Origin of the sequence: Algoriphagus sp. UBA3586, from assembly GCF_002376385.1 — a bacterium.
Taxonomy (GTDB): Bacteria; Bacteroidota; Bacteroidia; order Cytophagales; family Cyclobacteriaceae; genus Algoriphagus; species Algoriphagus ornithinivorans.
This window is the reverse complement of the sequence record NZ_DFMT01000017.1, coordinates 1-23,185: the sequence shown is the minus strand read 5'-3', so window position 1 is coordinate 23,185 and position 23,185 is coordinate 1. Positions and strand designations below refer to the sequence as shown.

The window sequence follows — 23,185 nt, the reverse complement described above, 5'->3', positions numbered from 1 at the left end:
GATGCTCTTGGCCCTAATGACTGCTCAGGTTTTCGGGCAGGCTCGTCGTTCAGAGCAAAACCACGGCGAACGATTTGAGCAGCTGGGTACCATGCTACGATCTCCCAATGTCTACAGGACTGCCTCTGGTGCTCCGGGACATATGTATTGGCAGCAAAAAGCCAATTATGTGATCGACGTGGAACTCAATGATGATAATCAATCCGTCAAGGGAAAGGAAACCATCACTTATATCAATAACTCTCCTGATCAACTCACCTATCTTTGGGTTCAGTTGGAAGAAAATCAAAGAGGTCCTCAATCCGAAGCACCTTTGGTAGCCGAAAGCAGTATCAATTCCCGAATGACTTTAGGAACTTTGCAGGGAATCCTCTGGGAAAATGATGAATATGGCTATAAAGTACTGAATGTAAAGGACGCTCAAGGCAATCCACTTTCTGTGGCTGTCAATAAGACCATGATGCGAATTGATCTTCCTATGCCTTTAAAGGCGGGTGAGAGCTTCACTTTTGCTGTTGACTGGTCCTTTAATATCACAGACAGAATGTCCTACATTTCCGGTAGACCTGGTTATGAATTCTTCCCAGAAGATGGGAACTATATCTATACCATGGCAGAGTGGTTTCCTAGAATGGCTGTTTACTCTGATTTCGAAGGATGGCAGAACAAACAGTTTTTGGGAAGAGGTGAATTTGCCTTGACTTTTGGGGATTATGAAGTAAGAATCACCGTGCCTGCTGATCACATGGTAGGAGCTACCGGAGTTTTACAAAATCCTGAAGAAGTATTATCTGCTACGGAATTGCAGCGATGGAATAAAGCTAAGCAGACCTTTGATAATCCTGTAATTATCAGAACTCAGGCAGAGGCTGAAAAATTGGAAAAAGGAAAATCCAAAGACAAGAAAACCTGGATTTTCAAAGCTGAGAATGTCCGCGATTTTGCTTGGACTTCCTCCAGAAAATTTATCTGGGACGCTATGGCAGTGAAGCAGGGAGGAAAAGATGTCATGGCGATGTCTTACTATGCCAAGGAGGCCAATCCTCTGTGGGAGCAATATTCAACCCGAGTAGTAGCTCATACTATTAAATCTTATTCAGCACATACATTTGACTACCCATATCCAACTGCTATCTCTGTGGAAGCAAGTAATGGTATGGAATACCCGATGATCTGTTTCAATTACGGAAGACCAGACAAGGATGGCACCTATTCAGAAGCAGTGAAGTATGGAATGATTTCAGTAATCATTCACGAAGTAGGCCACAATTTCTTCCCGATGATCGTCAACTCAGACGAGAGACAGTGGACTTGGATGGATGAAGGCTTGAATACCTTCATGCAGTTTATGGCAGAGCAGGAATGGGATAGAAATTATCCATCCAGAAGAGGCCCTGCACATAAGATTGTTCCTTACATGAGAAGTGATAAGAGCATGCTTGAGCCGATCATGACTAACTCAGAAAATATCATTCAGTTTGGTCCAAATGCATACGCTAAGCCAGCTACTGCTTTGAATATTTTGAGAGAGACAGTGATGGGCAGAGAGCTGTTTGATTTTGCCTTCAGAGAGTATGCTAGAAGATGGATGTTTAAGCATCCAACCCCTGAAGACCTTTTCAGAACAATGGAAGATGCATCTGCAGTTGATCTGGACTGGTTCTGGAGAGGATGGTTTTATGGAACAGAACCTGTAGATATTGCTATTCAGGATGTGAAGTGGTTTAAACTAGACAACAGAACTCCGGCTCAGAAAAAAGCTGATCAAAAAGCTGCATTTGACCTGGAAGAAAGCTATGTATCTAAGAATTATAACAAAGCTGATGTGCCCCAAACAGTAGTGGAGGCAGATCCTGCCACCAGAGATTTTTATAATTCTTACAATCCATTTACTGTGAGCCCTGAAGACGAGGAAGAGTATAAGAAGTTTATGGCCAGTCTTTCTCCAAAAGAAAAAGAGCTCCTGAATTCCAATATGAACTTCTACGAGATCACCTTTGAAAATGTGGGTGGTTTGGTAATGCCATTGATCATTGAATTTCAATATGCTGACGGAACCTCTGAGATCGAGCGGATTCCTGCTGAAATCTGGAAGCTCAATGAAACTCAGGTAACCAAAGTTTTCCCGAAGAAGAAAGAAGTGGTACAGTTTATATTGGACCCTATGCGTGAGACTGCGGATATCGATGAGTCTAGTAATTACTGGCCAAGACAATATCAGCCAACCCGATTTGAATTGTACAAAAGCCGAGGTGGAGCCAGAGGAGCTTCTGTAGGTGACAATCCAATGAAAAAAGCTCAGAGCAAGAAAAAGTAAGCTTTAGGCTTTCAATATTATTTTTAAGCCCTCCAAAGTTTTTCCTTTCTCAGGAGAATTTGGAGGGTTTATTTTTTTATGATCTCCTCAAAAACCTTCACCCCCGTCTCAATCAACTCATCCGGGAAGTCGTAGGTCGGTTCATGGAGTTGAGGGCAATTCTCACCTGAGCCTAGTCCAAACAAAAAGGAAGGGCAGTGCTGACTAAACAATCCAAAATCTTCCGACCAATTGAAGGGCTCGGCTTTTTCTACGGCTTTAAGCCCTAATTCCACAGCAGCAACTTTTACGACCTCATACAATTCTTGATCATTGTGCGATACCGCAAATTTCTCAACAAATTCTACTTCCAATTTTAAGCGCTCCTCGCTTGCTATTTTTTTAGCCAAAGCTTGTGCTTTTTCAATTAGCAAGTCCAGATCTTTTTGGTCATAAGCTCTTAGGGTCATACTTAAACTTCCCTTGCCTGCACTCGTCCCAAAAGCCAAACTTCCCAATTCAACATGGATCAGCGTGAGTAAAGAAAAGCCTGGAATTTCCTTGGGCAATTGGGGAAGCTGATGCATCAGTTGGGCTAGGGCCTGTGCAGGGTTGATTCCGGCGTCGGGATGGGCAGAGTGGGAGGTTTTCCCGGTGAAATGTAGACGCATTCCTGTACTTCCTGCTGCAAATGTTCCTTTTCTAAGCACCACCTGATGAAGCGGAAATCCGGGTAAGTTATGTAGGGCAAAGGCATAATCGGGCCTGATTTCCTCAAATCGGGAATCATTTAGAATTGCCTGAGCTCCTTCTCCTGTTTCTTCGGCAGGTTGAAAGAGAAGCACCACTTCTCCACTTTCGGGCCTCTCTTGAGCCAACTTTTCTCCCAATCCACAGATAATTGCCATGTGTCCGTCATGGCCACAAAGGTGGGCCTTTCCGGAGACAGTGCTTTGGTAGCTTGGATTTCCTTTTTCCTCGATAGGCAAGGCGTCCAATTCACAACGAAAGAGCAGGCGTTTTCCTGGGTTTTTACCCTTGAAAATGAAAGCTAAGCCCGTTCCTCCCAAGCCTTCAATTGTCTCATCTGGATTCAAAGGCTTAAAAAAGTCCAGAATTCTCTGGGCAGTTTGGCTTTCTTCTCCAGCTATTTCTGGATGTTTGTGAAGCGTATGCCGAAGTTGGATTAGTGAATTCATGATGTTAATGTCTAGTTTCCTCGATTTCTTTTCAAAACAAGAGTACCTCTTGGTATAATACTTCAAATATTGACATTATATGAAGTATTCGGTAAATTTAAATTATCAATTTCTAGAATAGATCATGGCAAAAACGGAATCACTAAATATAGCTTTGACTGATGAGATGAAAAAATTTATCACTAGTCAATCAGGTAAGGGTACTTTATATGCTACACCTAGTGAGTATGTTCGGGACCTTATTCGTCATGAGCGTGATCGCATAGAAGCTGCGTCTTTACGTGCAGCCATAGTTGACGGATATCAGGACGTGTTGCATGGACGAACTCGTGAGTTTTCTGGAGATTTGATGGCGGATTTGAAATTACATCAGAAGGATGTTGAAAAGTGAAAAGAATACTTCTTACTTCAAGAGCACTTTCTGATCTTCAGGAAATCTATGAATTTTCCATTTCTGAATGGGGTGAATCAACAGCCCTAAAGTATATGTTGGGAATAGAAGATTGCCTAAAACTTTTACAGGAAAATGAAGGGCTACTAAAATCAAATAAAATTATATCATCAAGATTTATGGTGTATCCAGTTCAAAAGCATTTTTTAATTTGTGATATCATCGATGATGCGATTTGCGTTCTTACCATAAGGCATACTTCCATTAATTTATTGGAGCGGTTGAAAAAGTTAGAGCCTACATTGGAAGATGAGGCTAAAGCGATTTATAAAAAATCAATAAAGTAAGTTTTCCTTTGCTTCGCTTTGTCGCCGCGAGCTTTTTTTAAAAACCACATAGAGAGGATAGAAAACATAGCTTCATTCAGCTTTTGCTTCTTTTATCCTTTTCGGGAGCTCAAAAAATATCGAACATCGAATGATGAATAATGAAGTGTAGTGAACACCCTACAGCGATCCCCTTTAATTACTCGATTAATCAATTACACAATTACTTATCAATGAGATTATCTCTTTGCCTCTTCATTTCTTTGCGGGAGAATAAAATCATTCGCCGCTGCGTCGCCGCGAGCTTTTTAAAAACCACATAGAGAGGATAGAAAACATAGTTTTATAAATTTTTGTCTCTGCGAGATACTTTTTCAACGCAGAGCCGCGGAGGTCGCAAAGAATATCGCAAAGTAATCTTTTGTACTATTTTCTTTTGACGCTAATAAAGTCAGTCCATGAGACAGGAAAAATATTTTGCGTTTGGAATTGAGTTGAGACCTAAATAACTAATAACTCAATAACCAATAACTCTTCCCCGCGCCTCTGGGAGCGTATTTCAATTATATTACTTTATTCCTGAGTCAAAAACTCCAAATTCTTCCATGCCTACAGCATAGTGATGATGTCTGCATATATCATTACTACCTAGCTCAAATCCCTACGGGATTTACATTACTCTCAAATATCTCTTCGCGCCTTTCATTCATAATGGGAAAGATTATGTCCTAGAACTAGTTGAACTCTGAACTATGAACATTTGAACTTTAAAAATCATCATTGATATCCAAAAGCTTGGAGCATCAATTACACAGTTACTCAGGACCTCTCCTTGCGTCTCCTCCAGAAACCCAACAGACCTAGCTTCTAATTTTTTATCTCCCTGGTTTTCAATTGGAATCATTTTTGTCTCAATTTTTTCAGTAACGGTTGGGAACTTACCTTCCTTTCTTGTTATTTTCATCCAATCACTTCAACCTTTAACCAAACACTTTTATGAGCGAGATAGAAAAAAAACAAATCGAAGAGCAAATCACTGCTCTAAGAGCTAAGCTTACTGGTGACATGTTTGCAGACATGGAGATTCGAGACAAAATTCATAATCTGGAAATGGTATTGAATGGTACCAAGCCGGGTGGTCAATACATTGATTGTGTAGGTTGCGGAAGTTAATCAGTTTTGAATCGATACTTTATTATTTATAAGCCCTTTGGGGTTTTGAGCCAATTTAGCGGAGAGGGGCAGACACTTGCCTCTCTTTTTCATTTTCCCAAAACAGTCTATCCTGTAGGTCGATTGGATAAGGATAGCGAGGGTTTGTTGCTGATTACTGATGATAAGCAGCTTAACCATCAATTGCTAAATCCCCGATTTGCTCATCAACGAACCTATCTGGCTCAGGTGGAGGGTATACCAGATGCAGAATCTTTGCGTCAACTGGAAAAGGGAGTAGAAATCAATTTGGATGGGAAGATGTACCATACCAAACCTGCTTTGGCTAAAATTCCCTATGAGATTCCAGCTTTGCCTGATAGAGATCCGCCGATTCGTTACCGCAAAAATGTGCCGGATACCTGGATTGCTTTAACATTAATTGAAGGTAAAAATAGACAAGTAAGAAAAATGACTGCGGCGGTTGGATTTCCCACCTTGAGATTGGTGAGATGGTCTATGGAGAAGCTGAGCATTGAAGGCTTCCAAGTGGGAGAGGTAAGAGAAATGGGGCAAGATGAAGTATATCGTGCCTTGGGATTGAGTGGTTTCCGTAGAAAATGATTAATACTCTCCTAAATAGGAGAAGATATAATGGAATTTTTTACCGCTAAGACGCTAAGTACGCAAAGAGATTCACAGGGGGTTTTTCGGTATAGACCATCAATGCCCAATAACTAATAACCGATAACTACTTCCAAAGTACCCTAAGACTGCCACGCTCTGAAAGCTCCGCTCGCAGTGAAGGAAATAACTTTGCCACTTCCCTTCTTTGCGGGAAACAACATCGCCGCGTCGCTGCGCCACCGCGAGATTTTTTTTCACCACATAGCCACAGAAGTTTAGGTAAAAGTAGAGCCTTTGTCTGAACGAGAACCCAATAACTAATAACCAATAACTACTTCCAAACTACCCAAAGACTGCCACGCTCCGCAAGCTCCGCTCGCAGTGACGATAAAACCTTACTTCTTAAAAAATCCTAAAATCCCGCTTAGCACTCTGACTTTACCACTTCTAAGAATTAAGATTGCGTCTGGGATAAAATGTCCTATTTTTGAGGTTATCTGAGTAAAAAACCAAATCCATGCATCAGGATAAAATAGCAGCAGTCATACAGGAAGTAAGAAAAGTAGTTGTCGGTCAGGATAAAATGGTCAACCGCTTATTGATAGGGCTCTTTACCAATGGCCATATTCTATTGGAAGGTGTTCCCGGTCTTGCGAAGACCCTGACAGTAAATACTCTTGCCAAAGTATTGCACTTGGATTTTAACCGAATTCAGTTCACTCCGGATCTCTTGCCTTCAGATTTGATTGGTACAATGATCTACAATCAGCAAACGGCTAATTTTGAAGTAAAGAAAGGACCAATTTTCGCCAATTTGATTTTGGCTGATGAGGTAAACCGATCTCCCGCCAAGGTTCAGTCGGCTTTGCTAGAGGCGATGCAGGAAAAGCAAGTAACCATCGGCGAGACTACTTTTCCATTAGATAGGCCATTTTTGGTATTGGCTACCCAAAACCCGGTGGATCAAGAAGGTACTTACCCTCTTCCTGAAGCTCAGGTCGATCGATTTATGATGAAGGTTCATATCGAGTATCCAAGTAAGGCGGATGAAATGGAAGTTATGAGAAGAATGGCCAATATGTCTTTTTCTTCTGAGGTAAATGCGGTTTTGTCCAAACAAGATATTTTTGACATCCGAAATGAGATCAATGCAATCAATATTGCCGAGCCGTTGGAGCAATATATTATTGAGTTGGTTTTTGCAACCAGATTCCCGGAACAATACGGTTTAAAAAACGAAGCGAAGTACATTCAATTTGGGGTTTCTCCCCGTGCAAGTATCAATTTGAATCTCGCTTCGAAAGCTGTTGCCTATATGGATGGCCGTGATTATGTGCTTCCTGAGGATATCAAAGAAATCGCAGAAGATGTGCTAAATCACAGAATTATACTGAATTACGAAGCAGAAGCTGATAATATCAACACTCGTGACCTAGTTAAAATATTGTTGGAAAAGGTACCGATTAACAAGACGGTAACATTGAAATAATACAATTTAGCTTTTAAAAGGGCTTTCTGAGAGGAAAGCCTTTTTTTATGCATTTTTTGTTAATACAATATTAAATTCTGTATTCATTTTTAAAAAAAGCATAATTCGAATAATTCTCTTGCAGGTAAAAATTGATACACTTTTGTAACGTGAAAACGAACAAAACCACATTCAATTTATACCCAATGAAAAAATTCAACTCTTTCTTAATGATTTTAGCAGCTGCCCTTATTGGGTTCTCGAGCTGTATTGAAGGTAATGAAAGGCCAGATCTTGGCGATGATAACGGTCAGGATGATGAGGTACTAGTTTCCTCTAATATCACTTCAAATACTACCTGGGAAACAGGCAAAACTTATGTTTTGGGAGGAAGAATTACTGTGACTTCCGGGAATACATTGACTATTCAGCCAGGAACAATCATCAAAGGTGAAGTTGGTACAGGTTCAAATGCAACTGCTTTGATCATTGCAAGAGGTGCAAAAATCAATGCTGCAGGTACAGCTAGCTCGCCTATCATTTTTACAACTATTGCAGATGAAATTCAGCCTGGACAAATCGAATCTCCTAACCTTGAGCCAAATTTAAATGGTTTGTGGGGTGGTCTGATTATCCTTGGTAATGCGAGAGGATCTTTCCCAGGTGATGTTGCGGAGATCCAAATAGAAGGTATTCCACCTTCAGATTCAAATGGACTTTATGGAGGAACTAATGACGCTGACAATTCAGGAGTTTTAAAATATGTATCCATTAGACATGGTGGCGCCAACATTGGTGAAGGAAACGAAATCAACGGTTTGACTCTTGGTGGTGTAGGTTCCGGCACTGTTATCGAAAATGTAGAAGTTGTTGCTAATCAGGATGATGGAATCGAGTGGTTTGGTGGAACAGTAAACGTGACTAATGCTTTGGTATGGAATGCAGGTGATGATGCCTTGGATACTGACCAAGCTTGGGCTGGTACTTTAGATAACTTCATTGTCATCGCAGGTAGCGAAACTGACCACTGTTTGGAAATTGACGGACCAGAAGGTTCTTACCTAGCAGCTCATACAGTTAAAAACGGATCTGTAAAAGGAAACAATGTAGCAGAGCTGGCTGACTTCAGAGATGGAGCAAGAGGTACTTTCGAAAACATTTACTTCTTCGGGTTTGCTGATCCGGCATCCACAGACGGAAGAGGCGATTTCTCTTTGAGTGGAGATAAAACCCTAGCCACTTTTGCAGATGGCTCTCTAAAATTTGCTAATCTTCAAATCACTCTAGCTAATAACGTGGCCTTAGCTACTGTATTCAGAGCTGGCACTGCTACTCATGCAACTGCAGTTGCTGCAGGAGCTAACACAGTTGGAGCCAACAAAGCCGCATTCAATACTTGGTCATGGGCCGCTGTTTCTGGTCAATTGGCTGATTTCTAAACTCAAAAAATAAAAGGAAGAAAGGGTTTGCAAGGTCCTTTCTTCCTTTTCTAAAAAGTATTCAATTACAAATTGCTGTATGAAAAATAAATCTAAAAATCTCTTCGCCAAAAAAACGGTGATCTTGATTATCCTGGTTTTGACCCAGGTTATTGCCGGTTTTGCCTTTGCGCAAAAGGGTACCATCCGGGGGGCTATTTATGAGCAGGCTACCGGTGAACCTCTCTTCGGGGTTTCAGTGCTTGTGAAAGAAACAGGAACTGGAGCGGTAACTGATTTTGATGGAAAATTTGAAATTCAGGTTGAACCAGGATCTTACTCTCTACAGATTTCCTACATTTCTTACGCTACTATTCAGTTGACTGAAGTAGAAGTAAAGACCGGAGCTGTCAATGTATTGAATGATATCTTGATGGCAGATGAAGCTTCTGAATTGGAAACTGTGACAATTGCAGCTTCTGCAATCAGAACTACAGAATCTGCTTTGATGTCTGTGAAAAGAAATGCAGCCAATCTAATGGATGGTATTTCTGCAAGCTCTTTCCGTCAAATCGGTGATGGTGATGCAGCTTCTGCAGTAAAACGAGTTACCGGTGTTTCTATCGAAGGAGGAAAATACATTTACGTAAGAGGCCTAGGAGACAGATATACCAAGACTGTATTGAATGGTGTTGATATTCCTGGTTTGGATCCGGATAGAAACTCTATCCAAATGGATATCTTCCCAACGAATGTGATTGACAATATCATTGTTTCAAAGTCATTCACAGCAGAACTTCCAGCTGATTTTACCGGTGGAGTGGTAGATATTGAGACCAAGGATTTTCCTGAGGAGAAAAATATGCGATTGAGCCTAAGTGGTGGCTTGACTCCTTCCATGCACTTTAATTCCAGTTACCTGAAGTATGACGGTGGTCAGACAGATTGGCTAGGTTTCGACGATGGTACAAGAGCTATCCCTACAGATGGTAGAACTAACATTCCACAATATGGACAGGCGGTAGGTAACCCTAACGGAGCAAGAGGGATGGAATATCAGGAGATTTTGGGAAGCTTCAACAGAACGTTAGGAGGATATAGAACTAACAGCTTGATGGATTTGGGTGTTAGCTTTTCTCTAGGAAATCAAGTTGCAAGAACCAAAGCAACTTGGGGTTATAACTTTGCTCTGACTTACAAAAATGAAACAGAGTTTTACCAGGATGCCGAATTCAACCTTTTTGCAAAACCAAGACAGGCTAATGACACTGAGCTAGAACCTCTGGAAAGACAAAGAGGTGACTACGGTGTAAACAATGTTTTGTTGGGAGGACTTGCAGGGATTGCTTTGAAAACTGATAATTCCAAGTACAAATTGAATATCATGCACCTTCAAAATGGTGAATCCAAAGCTGGTGAATTTGATTTCGTCAATACTAACCTTGGAGCAAACTTTGAAGCGAAGCAGTATAACTTGGAGTATAGCCAAAGAGGACTTACCAGTGTTTTATTGGGAGGTACACATTTCTTTAATGCCAGAGATTGGGAAGTAAACTGGAAATTGGCACCGACCAGATCTACTATTGAAGATCCGGACATCAGATTTACAAGATTCAGAGTTCCTACCAATACCATTTCTACTGAAGTAGGTTTACCTGCAAGAATCTGGAGAAATTTGGAAGAATACAGTGTAGTGGGTAAAGTAGATATAGCTAAATCCCTTTCTTTATTCCAAAGAGAATCAAAAGTAAAGTTTGGATCTAATTATGTGTTCAAATACCGTGACTTCAATATCCAAAGCTTCCAATTTGCAACTGGTGACACTGAATTCGTAGGAGATCCAAACGAAATTCTAAGAGATGAGAACTTATTCTCTGGGACAAACAGAAATGGAGTAAGATACAATGCGGATTTTATTCCAATCAACCCTAATGAGTATCAATCTATCGCTACCAATGTAGCGGGTTATGCTTCTGTTGAAGCGAAACCAGCAGATAAATTAAAGGCAATTGTTGGCTTGAGAGTAGAGAAATTCAATCAGTACTATACAGGTACTAACCAAACCGGAACCATCAACTTTGATTTGGTGACTATGTTGGATGATATTGATTTCTTCCCGACAGTGAACTTGATCTACAACTTGAAAGACAATCAGAATCTAAGACTTTCTGCTTCCAGAACTATCGCAAGACCATCTTTCAAAGAATTGTCTTATGCTGAGATTCTAGATCCGATTACCGGTAGAACTTTCATCGGTGGCTTGTACCCTGAGACTACCAATGGTGGTACAGAGGTGCTTTGGGATGGAAACTTGGTTTCAACAAGAATCAACAACTTTGATATCAGATGGGAAGCATTCCAAGAAAGAGGTCAAATGCTTTCTGTCAGTGCCTTCTACAAAACTTTCGACAGACCTATCGAAATGGTGCAGTTTCTTGCTGACCCGGGTACTTTCCAACCAAGAAACGTAGGAAACGGTACAGTAGCAGGATTGGAATTTGAATTCAGAAAGTCTTTGGCTTTTATCACACCTGCTTTGGAGAAATTCAACTGGAATACAAACGTAACTGTAACCGAGTCCCGGATCAAAATGTCAGAATCTGAATTCAGATCCAGATCATTGACTGCCAGAGAAGGAGAAGTAGTGGAAGACACAAGAGATATGGCTGGACAGGCTCCTTACATTATCAATACAGGTTTGGCATACCAAGATTATAACAAAGGCTGGGAAGCTGGTGTATTCTACAATGTGCAGGGTTCTACTTTGAACTATGTGGGTTTTGGAAACAGAACAGACACTTACACAGTACCTTTCCATAGCTTAAACTTGAATATCAATAAGTCATTTGGAGCTGATGAGAGAATCCAGGCTGGATTTGGAGTTCAGAATATCCTAAATGATAAAAGAGAAATGGTGTTTAGATCTTTCGCAGCGCAAGATCAGATCTTTACTAGCCTTGCTCCAGGCTTGAGAATGAACTTTAAAGTAGCATTTTCTTTCTAAGGATTAATTACCACAATGAAAAAGGCTTCCGAAGAGATTTGGAAGCCTTTGTTTTTTGCATCGTAGCTAAGTTAATCGATGTATTATTTCTTTTTCTTCCGGATAAAGTGCCAAAAGGCTTTCTGTGGAAAACAGCTCAAAGTCTTCAAAATCAAAACCCGGTGATACTACGCAGGATACCAGCGCATAAGAACCCAGCGAATCAACACTGCTTCCAAAGATTGTTTTAGCCTGAACCAACCGCTGTGGTTGACAACTTTCTTCATTCGCTGGACCTAATGACATGATTTGATGTCCTTCTTCCGAAAGTGTATGAACAGAAAGTGGGCTGCCCTCATGCCAAAACCATATCTCATCACTTTGAATTCGATGGAAGCGTGAGATATTTTCTGAGGTCAATAGAAAATAAATAGCTGTACTTAAATTCCTTTTTCCCTGTTGGGTTTCTATGATTTCAGGAGATCTATAAATTTCCCTGTAAAAACCACCTTCAGGGTGCGTTTGCATCTGAAGACTTTTCACTAAGAATTCTACTCTTTCCTGAGTATTCATTTATTGATAGGTTTCCATCAAAATTGAGACAATTCTATCCGCTGTTTTTCCGTCCCACATTGGAATTCCCTGGTATTGCTTCCAATCCCCATTCATGATTTTTTCCAGGTATGGTCGAAGTTTGGCAGGGTCTGTACCTACCAATTCGTTGGTGCCCAAATAAATGGTTTCTGGTCTTTCAGTATTATCTCTTAAGGTTACACAAGGCACATTCATGATAGATGCCTCCTCGGTAATACCTCCTGAATCGGTAATGACACCTTTTGCATTTTTTACCAAATAATTGAATTCCAAATAACCCAAAGGCTCACACATGTGAAGATTAGGAGCGTCAATGCCTATGGCTTGAAGGTTTTTGGCTGTTCTTGGGTGAACAGGGAATATGATTGGTAAGCCTTGAGTTCCTTCCAAAATAGCATCAATCATCGCCTTTAGCTTTTGCTCCTGATCCACATTGGCAGGTCTGTGCATGGTCATTACGAAGTATTTTCCCTTTTCCAGCCCATCAAAAATAGCTCCTTCGGGCTTTTGGAATCTAGGCATCTGGGCCATTAGCGTATCTATCATGGTATTTCCCACAAAGTGAATTTTACTTTCAGGGAAGCCGCTTTTCCTAAGATTCTCATTAGCTATTTCTGAGGTGGTAAAAAAGTGGTCAGTGATAGAATCTGTGACCATCCTATTGATTTCTTCGGGCATACTTAAATCGCCTGAGCGAATTCCGCCCTCTACATGAGCTACATCAATACAAAGTTTTTTAGCTGCAATAGAGCAGGCCAAGGTGCTGGTGACATCTCCCACGACAATTACCAAATCAGTGGGGTTTTCCATCAATTCTTTTTCAAAAGCCACCATGATAGAGGCTGTTTGCTCTGCCTGAGTTCCGCCTCCGCCTCCCAGATTCGCATGGGGCTCAGGAATGTTTAATTGCTCAAAAAAGTCTCCGGACATTTTTTTATCATAGTGTTGTCCTGTGTGAACCAATCGAAAATTGATGTTTTTCCCATTCTCTTGCTGTTTCAGGATAGCATGAATGATGGGAGCAATTTTCATAAAATTAGGCCGTGCACCTGCGACAATAGTAAAAGTTGGCATAGTATAACTTTGGTTTGGGGCAAAAATAAGAAATGATGACTCAGTTCTATGATATTTAGGCACTTTTCCAGTCTTCTAATTGGCTGCTTTTTTGTTTCTTTGTAGCTAGAGTTTTATCAGATTCGGACATATGAATATTTGGACCTGGAAGCGGGGTAGAAATTTGCTTTCTTTTTTAATACTAACTTTTGCCATCAGCGCCTGCACAGATACCTTGGAATCATCGGTAGTGGTTTATGATAATGATTTTTCCACGCTGGATTTAAAAGGCTTTGAAAACGGAAGGCTGTTTATTTTCCAAAATGATACGATTGCAGGGCATTACCACAATGAGGAAGTATCTGTAAAATTGGACAATCTTCCATCACACAATATGTTGAAAATTACCACAGAAGTCTTGATTCATGACAGCTGGGATGGCAATGCGGATGATGGTTTGTCCGGGCCAGATTACTGGTTCTTCGGGATAGATGATGAGGAAATATTCAGAACGACATTTTCTAATTCACCCTGTGAATCTACGTTTTGTCTTTACCAGTCATTTCCGAATTCATATTTTCGGCAGAATGTACCCAAATCTGGTAGTACTAGAACCAATATGCCTGGATTATGCATATTTGGTGCTTTCCCTAATTACACCAGTAGATATACTGTTTCCAAAATCATCAGACATCAAAGTTCAGATGTGAAGATTTTTTGGAATTCTGAATTACGCCAAGAGAATAGTCCGGACCCTAAATGTGATGAGTCTTGGTCCTTGGCAAAAATTACCGTTGAAGCATTGATCGTTAATTAATATGGGGTACAAAAACACATTCAAACAGTCATTGATTTTGGTATTTTTTGCGATTAGCTTTTATCCAGCTTTTTCGCAAACCATCCCACTTGGTACTCCCTTATTAGATGAGTATTTGAGAAGAGCTCAATTGCTGGGAAAAGTTGATTCTACCTCCAGTTGGATGATACGTCCATTATATCCTACTGAAGCTTTCGGAGTTAAGGACGGATTTGATTTGGACAGTTCGATAGTAGATTTTGATCAAAGTCGAACTCATAAAAGATTTGGTCCGGAAGAAAAAGGTAAGTTTTTACTGCTTCCTGCTTCTTACCGAATGCAGTATAACTCTACTTATGCATTTGGAACCAATGATGGAGCTTTTATACCAAATAGAGGCTTACAGCATTTACTCAGCATTGGAACCTATTTAGAATATGAGGGACTTTCTTTGCAGTTTCAACCCGAGCTTTTGCTCGCGCAAAACAAAGATTACATAGGTTTCCCGATCGAGCATCAAGCCACCATCCTATTTTATTATGAATACATGAATAGGATAGATATGCCTGAGCGATTTGGGACTGGTTCTTACAATAAATTCTTTTTGGGACAGTCCAGCTTGAGGTATAATTACAAAGAATATTCTATTGGGGTTTCTACAGAAAATTTATGGTGGGGTCCCGGTCGAAGAAACTCCCTTCTTTTGGGAAATAATGCTCCGGGTTTTCTCCATTTTACTCTTAATACCAGAAAGCCTGTTCAATCCAAAATCGGTTCTTTTGAAGGGCAACTGATTTCCGGGTTTTTGAAATCCACGGATTTCTCACCTCCTCATCCTGATTATTCTATCCAACAAAATCCAGTTCTCATTCCAAAAAGAGAAAATGGAGACCGCTACCTGGGAGGCTTAGTTTTGACTTATCAGCCTAAATGGGTTCCTGGTTTATTCTTAGGATATGGCTCTGTGAACCATATGTACAGAGAAGATATGACAAGCTTTGCAGATGGCTTGCCTGTTTTCAATGGTCGAAAGGGGCCTGAAAATGTAGAAGATCCTATCCGCGACAAGAGGCAACAATTTAGCTCAGGATTTTTCAGATGGTTGAGTGCCGAAGGTCATTTTGAATTTTATGGAGAATACGGGACTCGAGGGAATAGCTTTCGAACGGGGGATTTTATGATCACACCTGAAAAAGGCAGGGCATTTACTTTTGGGTTTTCCCACTTGATGCCTTTGAAAAAGCAAGGAAGGTATTTCCAGATTAGTTCTGAAATGACTCAAACCGGTCAGACTATTCGGGAAGAAATCAGACAACTTCGCACTTGGTACATCCATGATTACGTGCGACATGGATATACTCATCAGGGGCAGGTTTTAGGAGTAGGAAATGGTCCGGGAAGTAATCAGATTTTTGTGGAATTCGCATGGGTGGATCAAATGAACCGAATCGGATTTCAGATGGAGCGAATTGTCTACAATAATGATTTCTACTATTACCGATACGAAGCTTCTAAGGATTTTAGAAATAAATATGTGGATTTAGTGCCTTCCTTAGTGGCAGACTGGAGATTTGGAAATATTCTGGTCAGTGGGAAATTTCAATATGTAAATACCCTCAATTACAAATGGTTCCTCGAAAACCAGCCGGATCAATATTTTGTCCCTGGTTTTGACAGAAAGAATTCCGTAGCACATTTGGGAGTTGCCTATTTATTCAAATAATCAAATTAATAATGATAGCTGAAAAAGATAAAGTGGTTTCGATCGCTTACACCTTAAAGGTAGACGACGGAGAGTCCGGTCAGGAGTTATTTGAAGAGGTAGGAGAAGCTCAAGCATTTCCGTTTTTGTTTGGACATCAAAATGTACTTCCCAAATTGGAGGAAGTGCTTTCAGGGAAAAAAGCAGGGGATACCTTCTCAGTTTTCATTGACTTTGAAAATGGCTATGGAGATTATGATGAAAATAAAAAAGTCATTATCCCGAAGGCGAATTTCAAAGAAGACGGAAAAAAGAATAAGGATATTCTGAAAGTCGGTAGAGTAATTCCCATGCAAGATGATAAGGGAAATCAAATGCGCGGAGAAATCATCAAGGTCGACTATAGAGGAGTTCATATGGATTTTAATCCACCTCTGGCAGGATATGATTTATACTTTGAAGGAAAGATTGTTGCAATTCGTGAGGCTGAAAAAGAAGAAATAGAACATGGCCATGTTCATGGCCCAGGAGGCCATCATCACGATTAAATGATCAATGCCCTGTCTCAAGATAGGGCATTTGTCGTATTGTATAGATTTAATTTGCTCTATAAATTTGATTTTATAACCCACAATCGAAATGGATACAGTCAAAGTTTGGGTAGCAAGAATAGCCTTAATCTTGTTTATTTTGATGTTTTTGATGTGATTTTTAGAAGACTGGAATGATTCGGGGTGATCGGTAACAGTCAACAAGGTCTCTTTTCGGGGGGAAAGAGGCCATTTTTTATTTTCTTAAGTCTATGCCCAGATTTTTGTAGGCCTGATCAATGGCAAGATTTTTTAATCCTTCAATTCTTTCTGACTCGTAAAGTTTATAAGCCTTTTCCAATTGAACTGCCGCCACTCGATAGGATTGCTCATTGAAATGCAAAATAGCATCATTGTAATATTGCAAACCTGCCAATTGGGTCAAGTTGATTTTTCTAAAAATGGTTTTTTCACTTTCAGATTGATTGGGACTACCGATTCTTTGTCTCAGATCCAAATAGCTGGATGCCTCTTCCGGAGCATAGGCTTTTAGATAATTCTTTACTTCTCCTGGATTAGTTATCATGCCGCCAATTCTCAAAGTGCTTTCCAAAATGATTGGATTCTGATCCACATTGACAATTAAAAATACATGGTAATCGGTCTCTACGATTTCGAAGTCAAATCCATATTTATTCAAAATCATTCCAAGTGTCGCAGTACCACTCACGCAGTCGAACTTGCCTTCGGATAGCATTTGATTGAAAGTAGCGTGCTGCTCGTAAGTTTTGAATAAATTCTGATGACTCTTTTCAAATAGGGTGCGGATGAACTTAAGGCTCTTTCCCTTTTTCTCAAATTTCTTGTCTAATGTTGAAATATGCTCTTCCCATTTCTGAGCATGCATTTCATTTTCGGCATGTACCGCTCTAAAAAGTGCCAAATAATCTGATTCGCTTAGACTTTTTTCCCAAAGAGATTTCTCGATTTCAGTTTCAAAAGGAAGGTCATTCGGTAACACAGAGCTCTCCTGGGACCACGCAGTAAGCATGCTCAGCAAGAAAAAGAGACTGGTTAGGAATGATTTGATCTTCATTTTGTAATGTCAATGTTACCAAATATATCATAAAGTTAACAATTTGGTAACATTGGAAAAAATATTTGGAAAAACTTAACATACTTTTTTTTAGATAAATCATTGATGGTGATAAGGTTCTCCTCTTAAAATAGTCATGGCTCGGTAAATTTGCTCCGCAATGAATGGCCGGATCATCTGATGGGAAAAGGTCATTTTGGAAAGAGATATTTTTCCATTGGCCCTTTGATATACCACATCCGAAAAGCCATAGGGGCCGCCGATTACAAAAATCAACTGCTTGATTCCAGCATTCATTTTTTTCTGCAAAAAGTCTGAAAATCCAATAGAATCGAAGCTTTTTCCATTTTCATCCAATAATATTAACTCATCGGATAAATTGATTTTCTTTAGAATTAACTCTCCCTCTTTTTCTTTTTGGGCAGATTGGGACAGAGACTTGGTGTTTTTGAGATCAGGAATAATCTCCCATTCAAACCTGAGATAATGTCCTATTCGCTGGGAATAGATTTCTGTTAATTCCTGAATAGCAGGATGATCTGTCTTTCCTATGGCAATAATTTTGATCAGCATAGTCAAAGATGCAAATTTCTTCAGGTTTTACTTTTTAGATTTTCGACTAATTTTTTACCACTCATTGGACTTTGTTACCGTCCTAAACTCCTCAGGGCCATTTAAAATTTCTTAACAAAGTCCTCACAAACAATCCTTTAGCGGGGAGGTTTTCTATTCCTAAACCAAAACTTTAACTATCATGAAAAAAATTGGAAGTATTTTAATTCTGGCCATGTTTTTTGTTGCCTCAGCTTTTGCCCCAAGAACTCAAAATGTGCATGAGGTAGAGGCAGATATTGTTGACTTGGCGGTAAGTACAGATTTTCTTTCTACGCTTGTTGCAGCTGTGAAAGCGGGTGACCTAGTAGATGTATTGAAAGGTGACGGACCTTTTACTGTATTCGCACCAACCAATGATGCTTTTGCTGCATTGCCAGCTGGTACTGTAGAGAATTTATTGAAGCCTGAAAACAAAGACAAACTGGTAGCAGTATTGACCTACCATGTCGTACCAGGTAAAATCATGTCGTCAGACTTGAAAAATGGTCAGAAGGCTACTACGGTGCAGGGTAGTGCTGTGACTGTAACTTTGAAAGACGGAAAAGCTATGATCAATGATGCAACTGTTACCGCTGCTGATATCGAAGCAGATAATGGTGTGGTGCACGTGATCGATAAAGTGATCTTGCCTCCGATGTAAGATCTAAGCTCGAAGAAAAACGAATGCCTGTCGAAAGACAGGCATTTTTTTATTTTTAAAGATCCTTTTTTAAGCCAGCTGGTATGTTCAGATTACCATTAGCTTGGGGGATAAGATCAAAATTTGTAAGCTTTACTCTTCGATCTTCCAATCAGTCAAGCCAGAAAAGTATGGCAACTTGTGAAATTGAAGAGAATCAAATTTTTATTTTTTGGATATCCGCTTTCTTACCAGTATTTACAAAAATATGGCTTGTTGTCTGCTGAAAGGATCAGAATCCGGAAGCTACCGTCTTCGGTCATCCAGCCTGTCAAGCAAGGAAAATAAGGCAACTGGTATGATTGCGGAAAATCAGATTTATTTTATCAGTTCTTTTCTCTTCAGAATAGTCTCCATGAATTTTTTCTCATTCTCCGAATTGAAAATTTTATATGGAAGGTGAATAAACTGGGCTTTGGACATGTAAAGGATAAACGCGTCCTTTCCCATCTCAGCCCTTTTGATCATATTCCACTGTACAGGCATTCCCTGGCGGGCATTGATTTTCATCAGAATTTGTCTGGAGTCAATTTCATAAGCCATCTTTTCAAAGATCACTTTGTTTTGTTCCATTTGAGTTACTCCGGTAAACTGAATCGCCCAAAACAGCACATATAATCCATAAGCTATCAAGGCTCCTATAATCCACCAGATAGATGCAATCCAGAAATATCCGCAACAAATTGCCAAGGCTATCAAAATCACCCACCATTGCTCTTTCAAAACACTGGTAAGGCCCATCTTAATATATGTTCCGGTTGGTAATTGGTATTTTTTAGTTTTAACAATCATCACTTTTCGATTTTCAGACCGCAAATATCCAAGTATCCTAGGGATAAAACAAGCCGAATAAAATGATAGATACTTTAGAAATTAAGAAACAATTCGCCTAAGTCATTGATTTAAAAAGTGTATTGATTTATCTTAAGTAAAATTTTTCTTTATGAGCAGTTTGGTTATCAACCTATTCTTAGCGGGTTTTGCCTATGTCATTGTGATTTACTTTGTAGCCACCATGACAAAAAATTCGCTGAAAAAGGGAAAAAGTAATGGTGATGATGGAGATGGTGGGATTGAAAATCAAAGCCCGCCTAAAATTGATTTGCCTCCTGGAGTCATTTGGCCCACTAGCCCAAAAAGCCCGAAAAAGTCTCCTGAACCAGTAGATGTTTAATGGCATTTTTCACAAACCCCCTGTACCAATAAGCTCATTTCTTTTTTCTTAAAGCCTTTAGGAAGTTTGATGTCAGGTAGACTGATGCTGTCCAAGCAGGTTGTTTCACCACAGATTTCGCATTTGAAATGCACATGCTCATGATCGTGCTCATGCTCATCTTCATGAGAGCATAATGCATATTTAGTGGCTCCGCTATCATCCAAGACTTTATGAATGATATCCTTTTCCAAAAAAGTGTTGAGGCTTCTGTAAATAGTTACCCGGTCAAATTGATTCTCCAGTTTATTTTCCAGGTCACTATGCGCCAAGGCTACCTGTCTATCCAAAAACTCCTGAATAATATCCAAGCGGCAGTCAGTGATGCGTAGCTTATGTCTTTTTAATATGGAAAGCGGTGTCAACATGCGTTCAATTATTCTGCAAATTAAGGAATTTGAACTTTTACAAAAAAAGGCGCCCAGAATTGGACGCCTTTCTTGATATAACTGGAATCCAATTATTTTGGATCCAAAATTTGAGCTATTCTTTCTGCCAAATCCTCCAAGTGTAACTTAGACATGGTATCAGAAGTTCGCGGAATAGCTGATCTGATTTGTCTTTGAAGGGTTTTCAGCTCTCCTCTCGCCATCGGTCTGATATCAGACTGAGAAGCGTTGATTTGAGGCCCTACAAATCTTCTGAATGCTGCAGGCACATTGGGCTCATCACCTGTCAATAAGAGCTCCAATCTTTCGATATGCGCTCTCTGAAGCGCTCTTCTGTGCACATCTATGCTTCTTCCTGCTGGCAGTTCGGTCCAAATGCCTTTTCTTAAATCATCGAATAATTCCGTGATTTTATAAGCATCGTTTCCGTTTAGAGCTTCGTTTTCGATGACTCTACCCAATCGGCCCCAATCCAGGATTCCGTTTAGAGTACCTACTTGTAAGCCTCTGATTCTTTCCAAAGCTCCAAAGTCGCCTGTTCTCGCGATGATTTCTTCTTCCATCATCCAAGTTGGAGTTTGGAATAAATTCTCATTCAAGAAGGCTACAGCTGATTTCTGAAGGTTTTTAGGGTTGTGTGAATACACTGGCTCGCCTTGTCCGGTCGCTTTATAAACTTCCATTACTCCGCCCACATGGGTTCTTACGTGTCCCATATATCTATTGAACTGACCTAAAACCTGTCCGTACATTTCTTCCAAATCTGAGAAGTTTTTGTAAGGCTTGTCCTCTTCAGCGGTCCACTCCATTAGATTAGGCATAATTCTCTTTAGGTTCTTAATTCCATACTCAGAAGCTTTCATGGAATTGTCTCCCAAGTCTTCACTTTGGGTGGTCGGATCATAAGAATTTCCCTGACGTCCATATCTGTATACAGGATCACCTTTTTTCGCCAGAATCCACTGATCTAGAGTTGGCAGCTCCTCTTCTGGAGTTTTTGCATCTGGAATAGGTCTATAGCCCCAAGCGATAGCATATTTATCATAAGGTCCTACATCTGGCATTAAACTTACGCCCTCGTCTTCAGGCTGAGCGATATAATTAAATCTCGCATAGTCCATAATAGATGGAGCTGTTCCCATTTCTGCAGTGAACTTTGGATCACGTAGTTTTTCCACAGGATAAGCATGAGAAGAGGCGAAGTTGTGTGGCAAACCAAGGGTGTGACCCACTTCGTGCGCTGATACAAATCGGATCAATCGTCCCATTACTTCATCTTTGAACTTCACACTTCTAGCTTCTGGATTGATAGCAGCTGTTTGGATGAAGTACCAGTTTCTCAAAAGGTTCATCACATTGTGATACCAGCCGATATCTGATTCGATGATTTCTCCGGATCTTGGGTCAGATACGTGAGGTCCGTAGGCATTTTGAATGTCAGATGCAAAGTAGCGGATTACCGAGTAACGAGCATCTTCCGGGCTCCAGGTAGGATCTTCCTCAGGAGAAGGAGCTTCTTTTGCTATAATGGCATTTTTGAAACCTGCCGCTTCAAAAGCTTTTTGCCAATCTTCCACACCTTGCTTTAGATAAGGAACCCATTTGGTAGGAGTAGCAGGATCGATATAATAAACGATAGGTTTTTTAGGCTCTACCAATTCTCCACGCTTGAATTTCTCCATGTCTTCCTCTTTCACTTCCAGTCTCCAACGATCTAGGAATCTACGTGATTCGGCTTTTTGTGCATCTGCACCATAATCCACATAGGACCTACCGAACCAACCCACTCTCTGGTCAGCAAGACGCTGCATCATTGGCTCCTTTGGAAGTAAAACCATAGAGGAGTTCATTTCCAAAGTGATCAATCCTGTTGAGCTGTTTGATGGTGGCTCAGCAGCCGCGTAAGTCAAAACATAGCGGGCTTCAATATTGATAGGGTAGGTATTGATATGAACGATGTATGAACGATCTCCATCCAGTCGCTGCACTCTGTACTGTGTTCTTCTGTTTCTCTGAAGACCAAGTGCCTGCACATCTTTTGCAAACAAATCAGTAGCCTCAATCACAGTTCCTGTAGAATCTGTTGCTTTGGATTTGACATCAAATCTTTGAAGTATAGGCTCCAAGTTGGAGTTTTGAACAGCCTTTGCGATAGGCAAAGAATCAGCAGCATAATTATCTACCGAAACTACTTTCAAAAGGACTGCATCCTTTTCTTTCTCCCATCGAAGCATCAAGGTGTTGGTTCTTTCTCCTCCATATCCAATTCCGTCAGCAGTTTTTGCAATGGTGGTCACCATCAACATATCTCTGCCAAACAAGGAATCAGGAATTTCATAGAAATATTTATCGTCTATTTCATGAACTTTGAATAATCCGGTTTTGGATTTTGCATCTTTAGTGATGACATCCTTGTAGGGTTTTGGACCTTTGTTATTTCCGCCATTTTGGGGTCTAGCTGGCGGAGTAGTGGCTGCTGGGGTGTTTTTGGAATCTTTCTTTTTCTTTTTCTGAGCAAAAGCATCCTCAGAATAGAACATGACACCAAGCAACCCAATCAGCAATGTAAATCTCCTCAGAAATTTGGGTAGCGTGTTTTTCATAAGTATTAGTTTTATTTTCGATTTAAATAACCTCCCAGATTCAAGTAATAATTGC

General features: G+C 40.2%; 22 protein-coding genes. 13 read left to right on the top strand and 9 right to left on the bottom strand.

The genetic code is table 11. From position 1 onward, the window contains the following. The first annotated feature begins 1 nt into the window (after position 1). Positions 2-2,317, top strand: coding sequence for a M1 family metallopeptidase (locus B2906_RS06465; RefSeq protein WP_370627674.1), 2,316 nt, complete (start codon positions 2-4; stop codon positions 2,315-2,317). A 68-nt stretch (positions 2,318-2,385) separates the two neighbouring features. Here the strand turns inward: B2906_RS06465 and B2906_RS06460 are convergent, their stop codons facing one another. Next, entirely contained in the window at positions 2,386-3,495 is a 1,110-nt protein-coding gene (locus B2906_RS06460; RefSeq protein WP_219957214.1) for an amidohydrolase, read from the bottom strand. A 124-nt stretch (positions 3,496-3,619) separates the two neighbouring features. Between B2906_RS06460 and B2906_RS06455 the strand changes: the two genes are divergently transcribed. Continuing rightward, a complete protein-coding gene (locus B2906_RS06455; protein WP_219957213.1) occupies positions 3,620-3,886 on the top strand; it encodes a ribbon-helix-helix domain-containing protein in 267 nt (88 codons plus the stop codon). After that, the gene (locus B2906_RS06450; protein ID WP_219957212.1) at positions 3,883-4,233 is read left to right on the top strand and encodes a type II toxin-antitoxin system RelE/ParE family toxin; all 351 of its coding nucleotides are present in this window, start codon (positions 3,883-3,885) and stop codon (positions 4,231-4,233) included. Before B2906_RS06455 ends, B2906_RS06450 begins: the two co-directional genes overlap by 4 nt. A 700-nt stretch (positions 4,234-4,933) precedes the next feature. On the opposite strand, the gene B2906_RS06445 is transcribed toward B2906_RS06450, so the two are convergent. Continuing rightward, positions 4,934-5,176, bottom strand: a complete 243-nt coding sequence (locus tag B2906_RS06445; RefSeq protein WP_219957211.1) for a hypothetical protein — start codon at positions 5,174-5,176, stop codon at positions 4,934-4,936. 32 nt (positions 5,177-5,208) lie between these two features. On the opposite strand from B2906_RS06445, the gene B2906_RS06440 reads away from it, so the two are divergent. The 5 genes from B2906_RS06440 (at position 5,209) to B2906_RS06420 (ending at position 11,881) form a co-directional block, all read left to right on the top strand. Further along, the gene (locus tag B2906_RS06440; RefSeq protein ID WP_175557884.1) at positions 5,209-5,385 is read left to right on the top strand and encodes a hypothetical protein; all 177 of its coding nucleotides are present in this window, start codon (positions 5,209-5,211) and stop codon (positions 5,383-5,385) included. A gap of 6 nt (positions 5,386-5,391) precedes the next feature. Further along, positions 5,392-5,988 (top strand): pseudouridine synthase, encoded by a 597-nt coding sequence (locus B2906_RS06435; protein WP_219957210.1) that lies wholly within the window; start codon positions 5,392-5,394, stop codon positions 5,986-5,988. A 520-nt stretch (positions 5,989-6,508) separates the two neighbouring features. Then, positions 6,509-7,480, top strand: coding sequence for an AAA family ATPase (locus tag B2906_RS06430; protein ID WP_144606703.1), 972 nt, complete (start codon positions 6,509-6,511; stop codon positions 7,478-7,480). A gap of 185 nt (positions 7,481-7,665) precedes the next feature. Beyond that, complete coding sequence (locus B2906_RS06425; RefSeq protein WP_286936096.1) at positions 7,666-8,898, top strand: hypothetical protein; 1,233 nt, start codon at positions 7,666-7,668, stop codon at positions 8,896-8,898. 79 nt (positions 8,899-8,977) lie between these two features. After that, positions 8,978-11,881, top strand: a complete 2,904-nt coding sequence (locus B2906_RS06420) for a TonB-dependent receptor (RefSeq protein WP_144606707.1) — start codon at positions 8,978-8,980, stop codon at positions 11,879-11,881. A 66-nt stretch (positions 11,882-11,947) separates the two neighbouring features. Here the strand turns inward: B2906_RS06420 and B2906_RS06415 are convergent, their stop codons facing one another. Both B2906_RS06415 and wecB read right to left on the bottom strand, forming a co-directional pair. After that, the gene (locus tag B2906_RS06415; protein ID WP_219957208.1) at positions 11,948-12,433 is read right to left on the bottom strand and encodes a cupin domain-containing protein; all 486 of its coding nucleotides are present in this window, start codon (positions 12,431-12,433) and stop codon (positions 11,948-11,950) included. Beyond that, on the bottom strand, positions 12,434-13,528 hold the full coding sequence (gene wecB, locus B2906_RS06410) for a non-hydrolyzing UDP-N-acetylglucosamine 2-epimerase (RefSeq protein WP_219957207.1): 1,095 nt from the start codon (positions 13,526-13,528) through the stop codon (positions 12,434-12,436). 130 nt (positions 13,529-13,658) lie between these two features. On the opposite strand from wecB, the gene B2906_RS06405 reads away from it, so the two are divergent. The 3 genes from B2906_RS06405 to B2906_RS06395 are packed head-to-tail and all read left to right on the top strand — an operon-like array spanning position 13,659 to position 16,553. Further along, complete coding sequence (locus tag B2906_RS06405; RefSeq protein ID WP_219957206.1) at positions 13,659-14,324, top strand: hypothetical protein; 666 nt, start codon at positions 13,659-13,661, stop codon at positions 14,322-14,324. A gap of 1 nt (position 14,325) precedes the next feature. Next, complete coding sequence (locus B2906_RS06400) at positions 14,326-16,026, top strand: capsule assembly Wzi family protein (RefSeq protein WP_219957205.1); 1,701 nt, start codon at positions 14,326-14,328, stop codon at positions 16,024-16,026. A gap of 11 nt (positions 16,027-16,037) precedes the next feature. After that, positions 16,038-16,553: an FKBP-type peptidyl-prolyl cis-trans isomerase gene (locus tag B2906_RS06395; RefSeq protein WP_144606717.1), complete on the top strand. Its 516-nt coding sequence runs from the start codon at positions 16,038-16,040 to the stop codon at positions 16,551-16,553. A gap of 238 nt (positions 16,554-16,791) precedes the next feature. On the opposite strand, the gene B2906_RS06390 is transcribed toward B2906_RS06395, so the two are convergent. Together B2906_RS06390 and rlmH are read right to left on the bottom strand one after the other, a co-directional pair. Further along, positions 16,792-17,631, bottom strand: coding sequence for a hypothetical protein (locus B2906_RS06390; protein WP_219957204.1), 840 nt, complete (start codon positions 17,629-17,631; stop codon positions 16,792-16,794). A gap of 99 nt (positions 17,632-17,730) precedes the next feature. After that, entirely contained in the window at positions 17,731-18,204 is a 474-nt protein-coding gene (gene rlmH / locus B2906_RS06385) for a 23S rRNA (pseudouridine(1915)-N(3))-methyltransferase RlmH (protein ID WP_219957203.1), read from the bottom strand. Positions 18,205-18,385: 181 nt separating this feature from the next. Here rlmH and B2906_RS06380 point away from each other — a divergent pair, with 181 nt between their 5' ends. Next, positions 18,386-18,886: a fasciclin domain-containing protein gene (locus B2906_RS06380; protein WP_219957202.1), complete on the top strand. Its 501-nt coding sequence runs from the start codon at positions 18,386-18,388 to the stop codon at positions 18,884-18,886. A gap of 357 nt (positions 18,887-19,243) precedes the next feature. Here the strand turns inward: B2906_RS06380 and B2906_RS06375 are convergent, their stop codons facing one another. Then, positions 19,244-19,717 (bottom strand): YcxB family protein, encoded by a 474-nt coding sequence (locus tag B2906_RS06375; RefSeq protein ID WP_091653685.1) that lies wholly within the window; start codon positions 19,715-19,717, stop codon positions 19,244-19,246. 151 nt (positions 19,718-19,868) lie between these two features. On the opposite strand from B2906_RS06375, the gene B2906_RS06370 reads away from it, so the two are divergent. Beyond that, the gene (locus B2906_RS06370; RefSeq protein WP_091653686.1) at positions 19,869-20,099 is read left to right on the top strand and encodes a hypothetical protein; all 231 of its coding nucleotides are present in this window, start codon (positions 19,869-19,871) and stop codon (positions 20,097-20,099) included. Here the strand turns inward: B2906_RS06370 and B2906_RS06365 are convergent. Continuing rightward, positions 20,096-20,506, bottom strand: coding sequence for a Fur family transcriptional regulator (locus B2906_RS06365; protein ID WP_091653688.1), 411 nt, complete (start codon positions 20,504-20,506; stop codon positions 20,096-20,098). The genes B2906_RS06370 and B2906_RS06365 overlap by 4 nt on opposite strands. Before the next feature lie 92 nt (positions 20,507-20,598). Further along, positions 20,599-23,130: a zinc-dependent metalloprotease gene (locus tag B2906_RS06360; protein WP_144606724.1), complete on the bottom strand. Its 2,532-nt coding sequence runs from the start codon at positions 23,128-23,130 to the stop codon at positions 20,599-20,601. Positions 23,131-23,185: the final 55 nt, after the last annotated feature.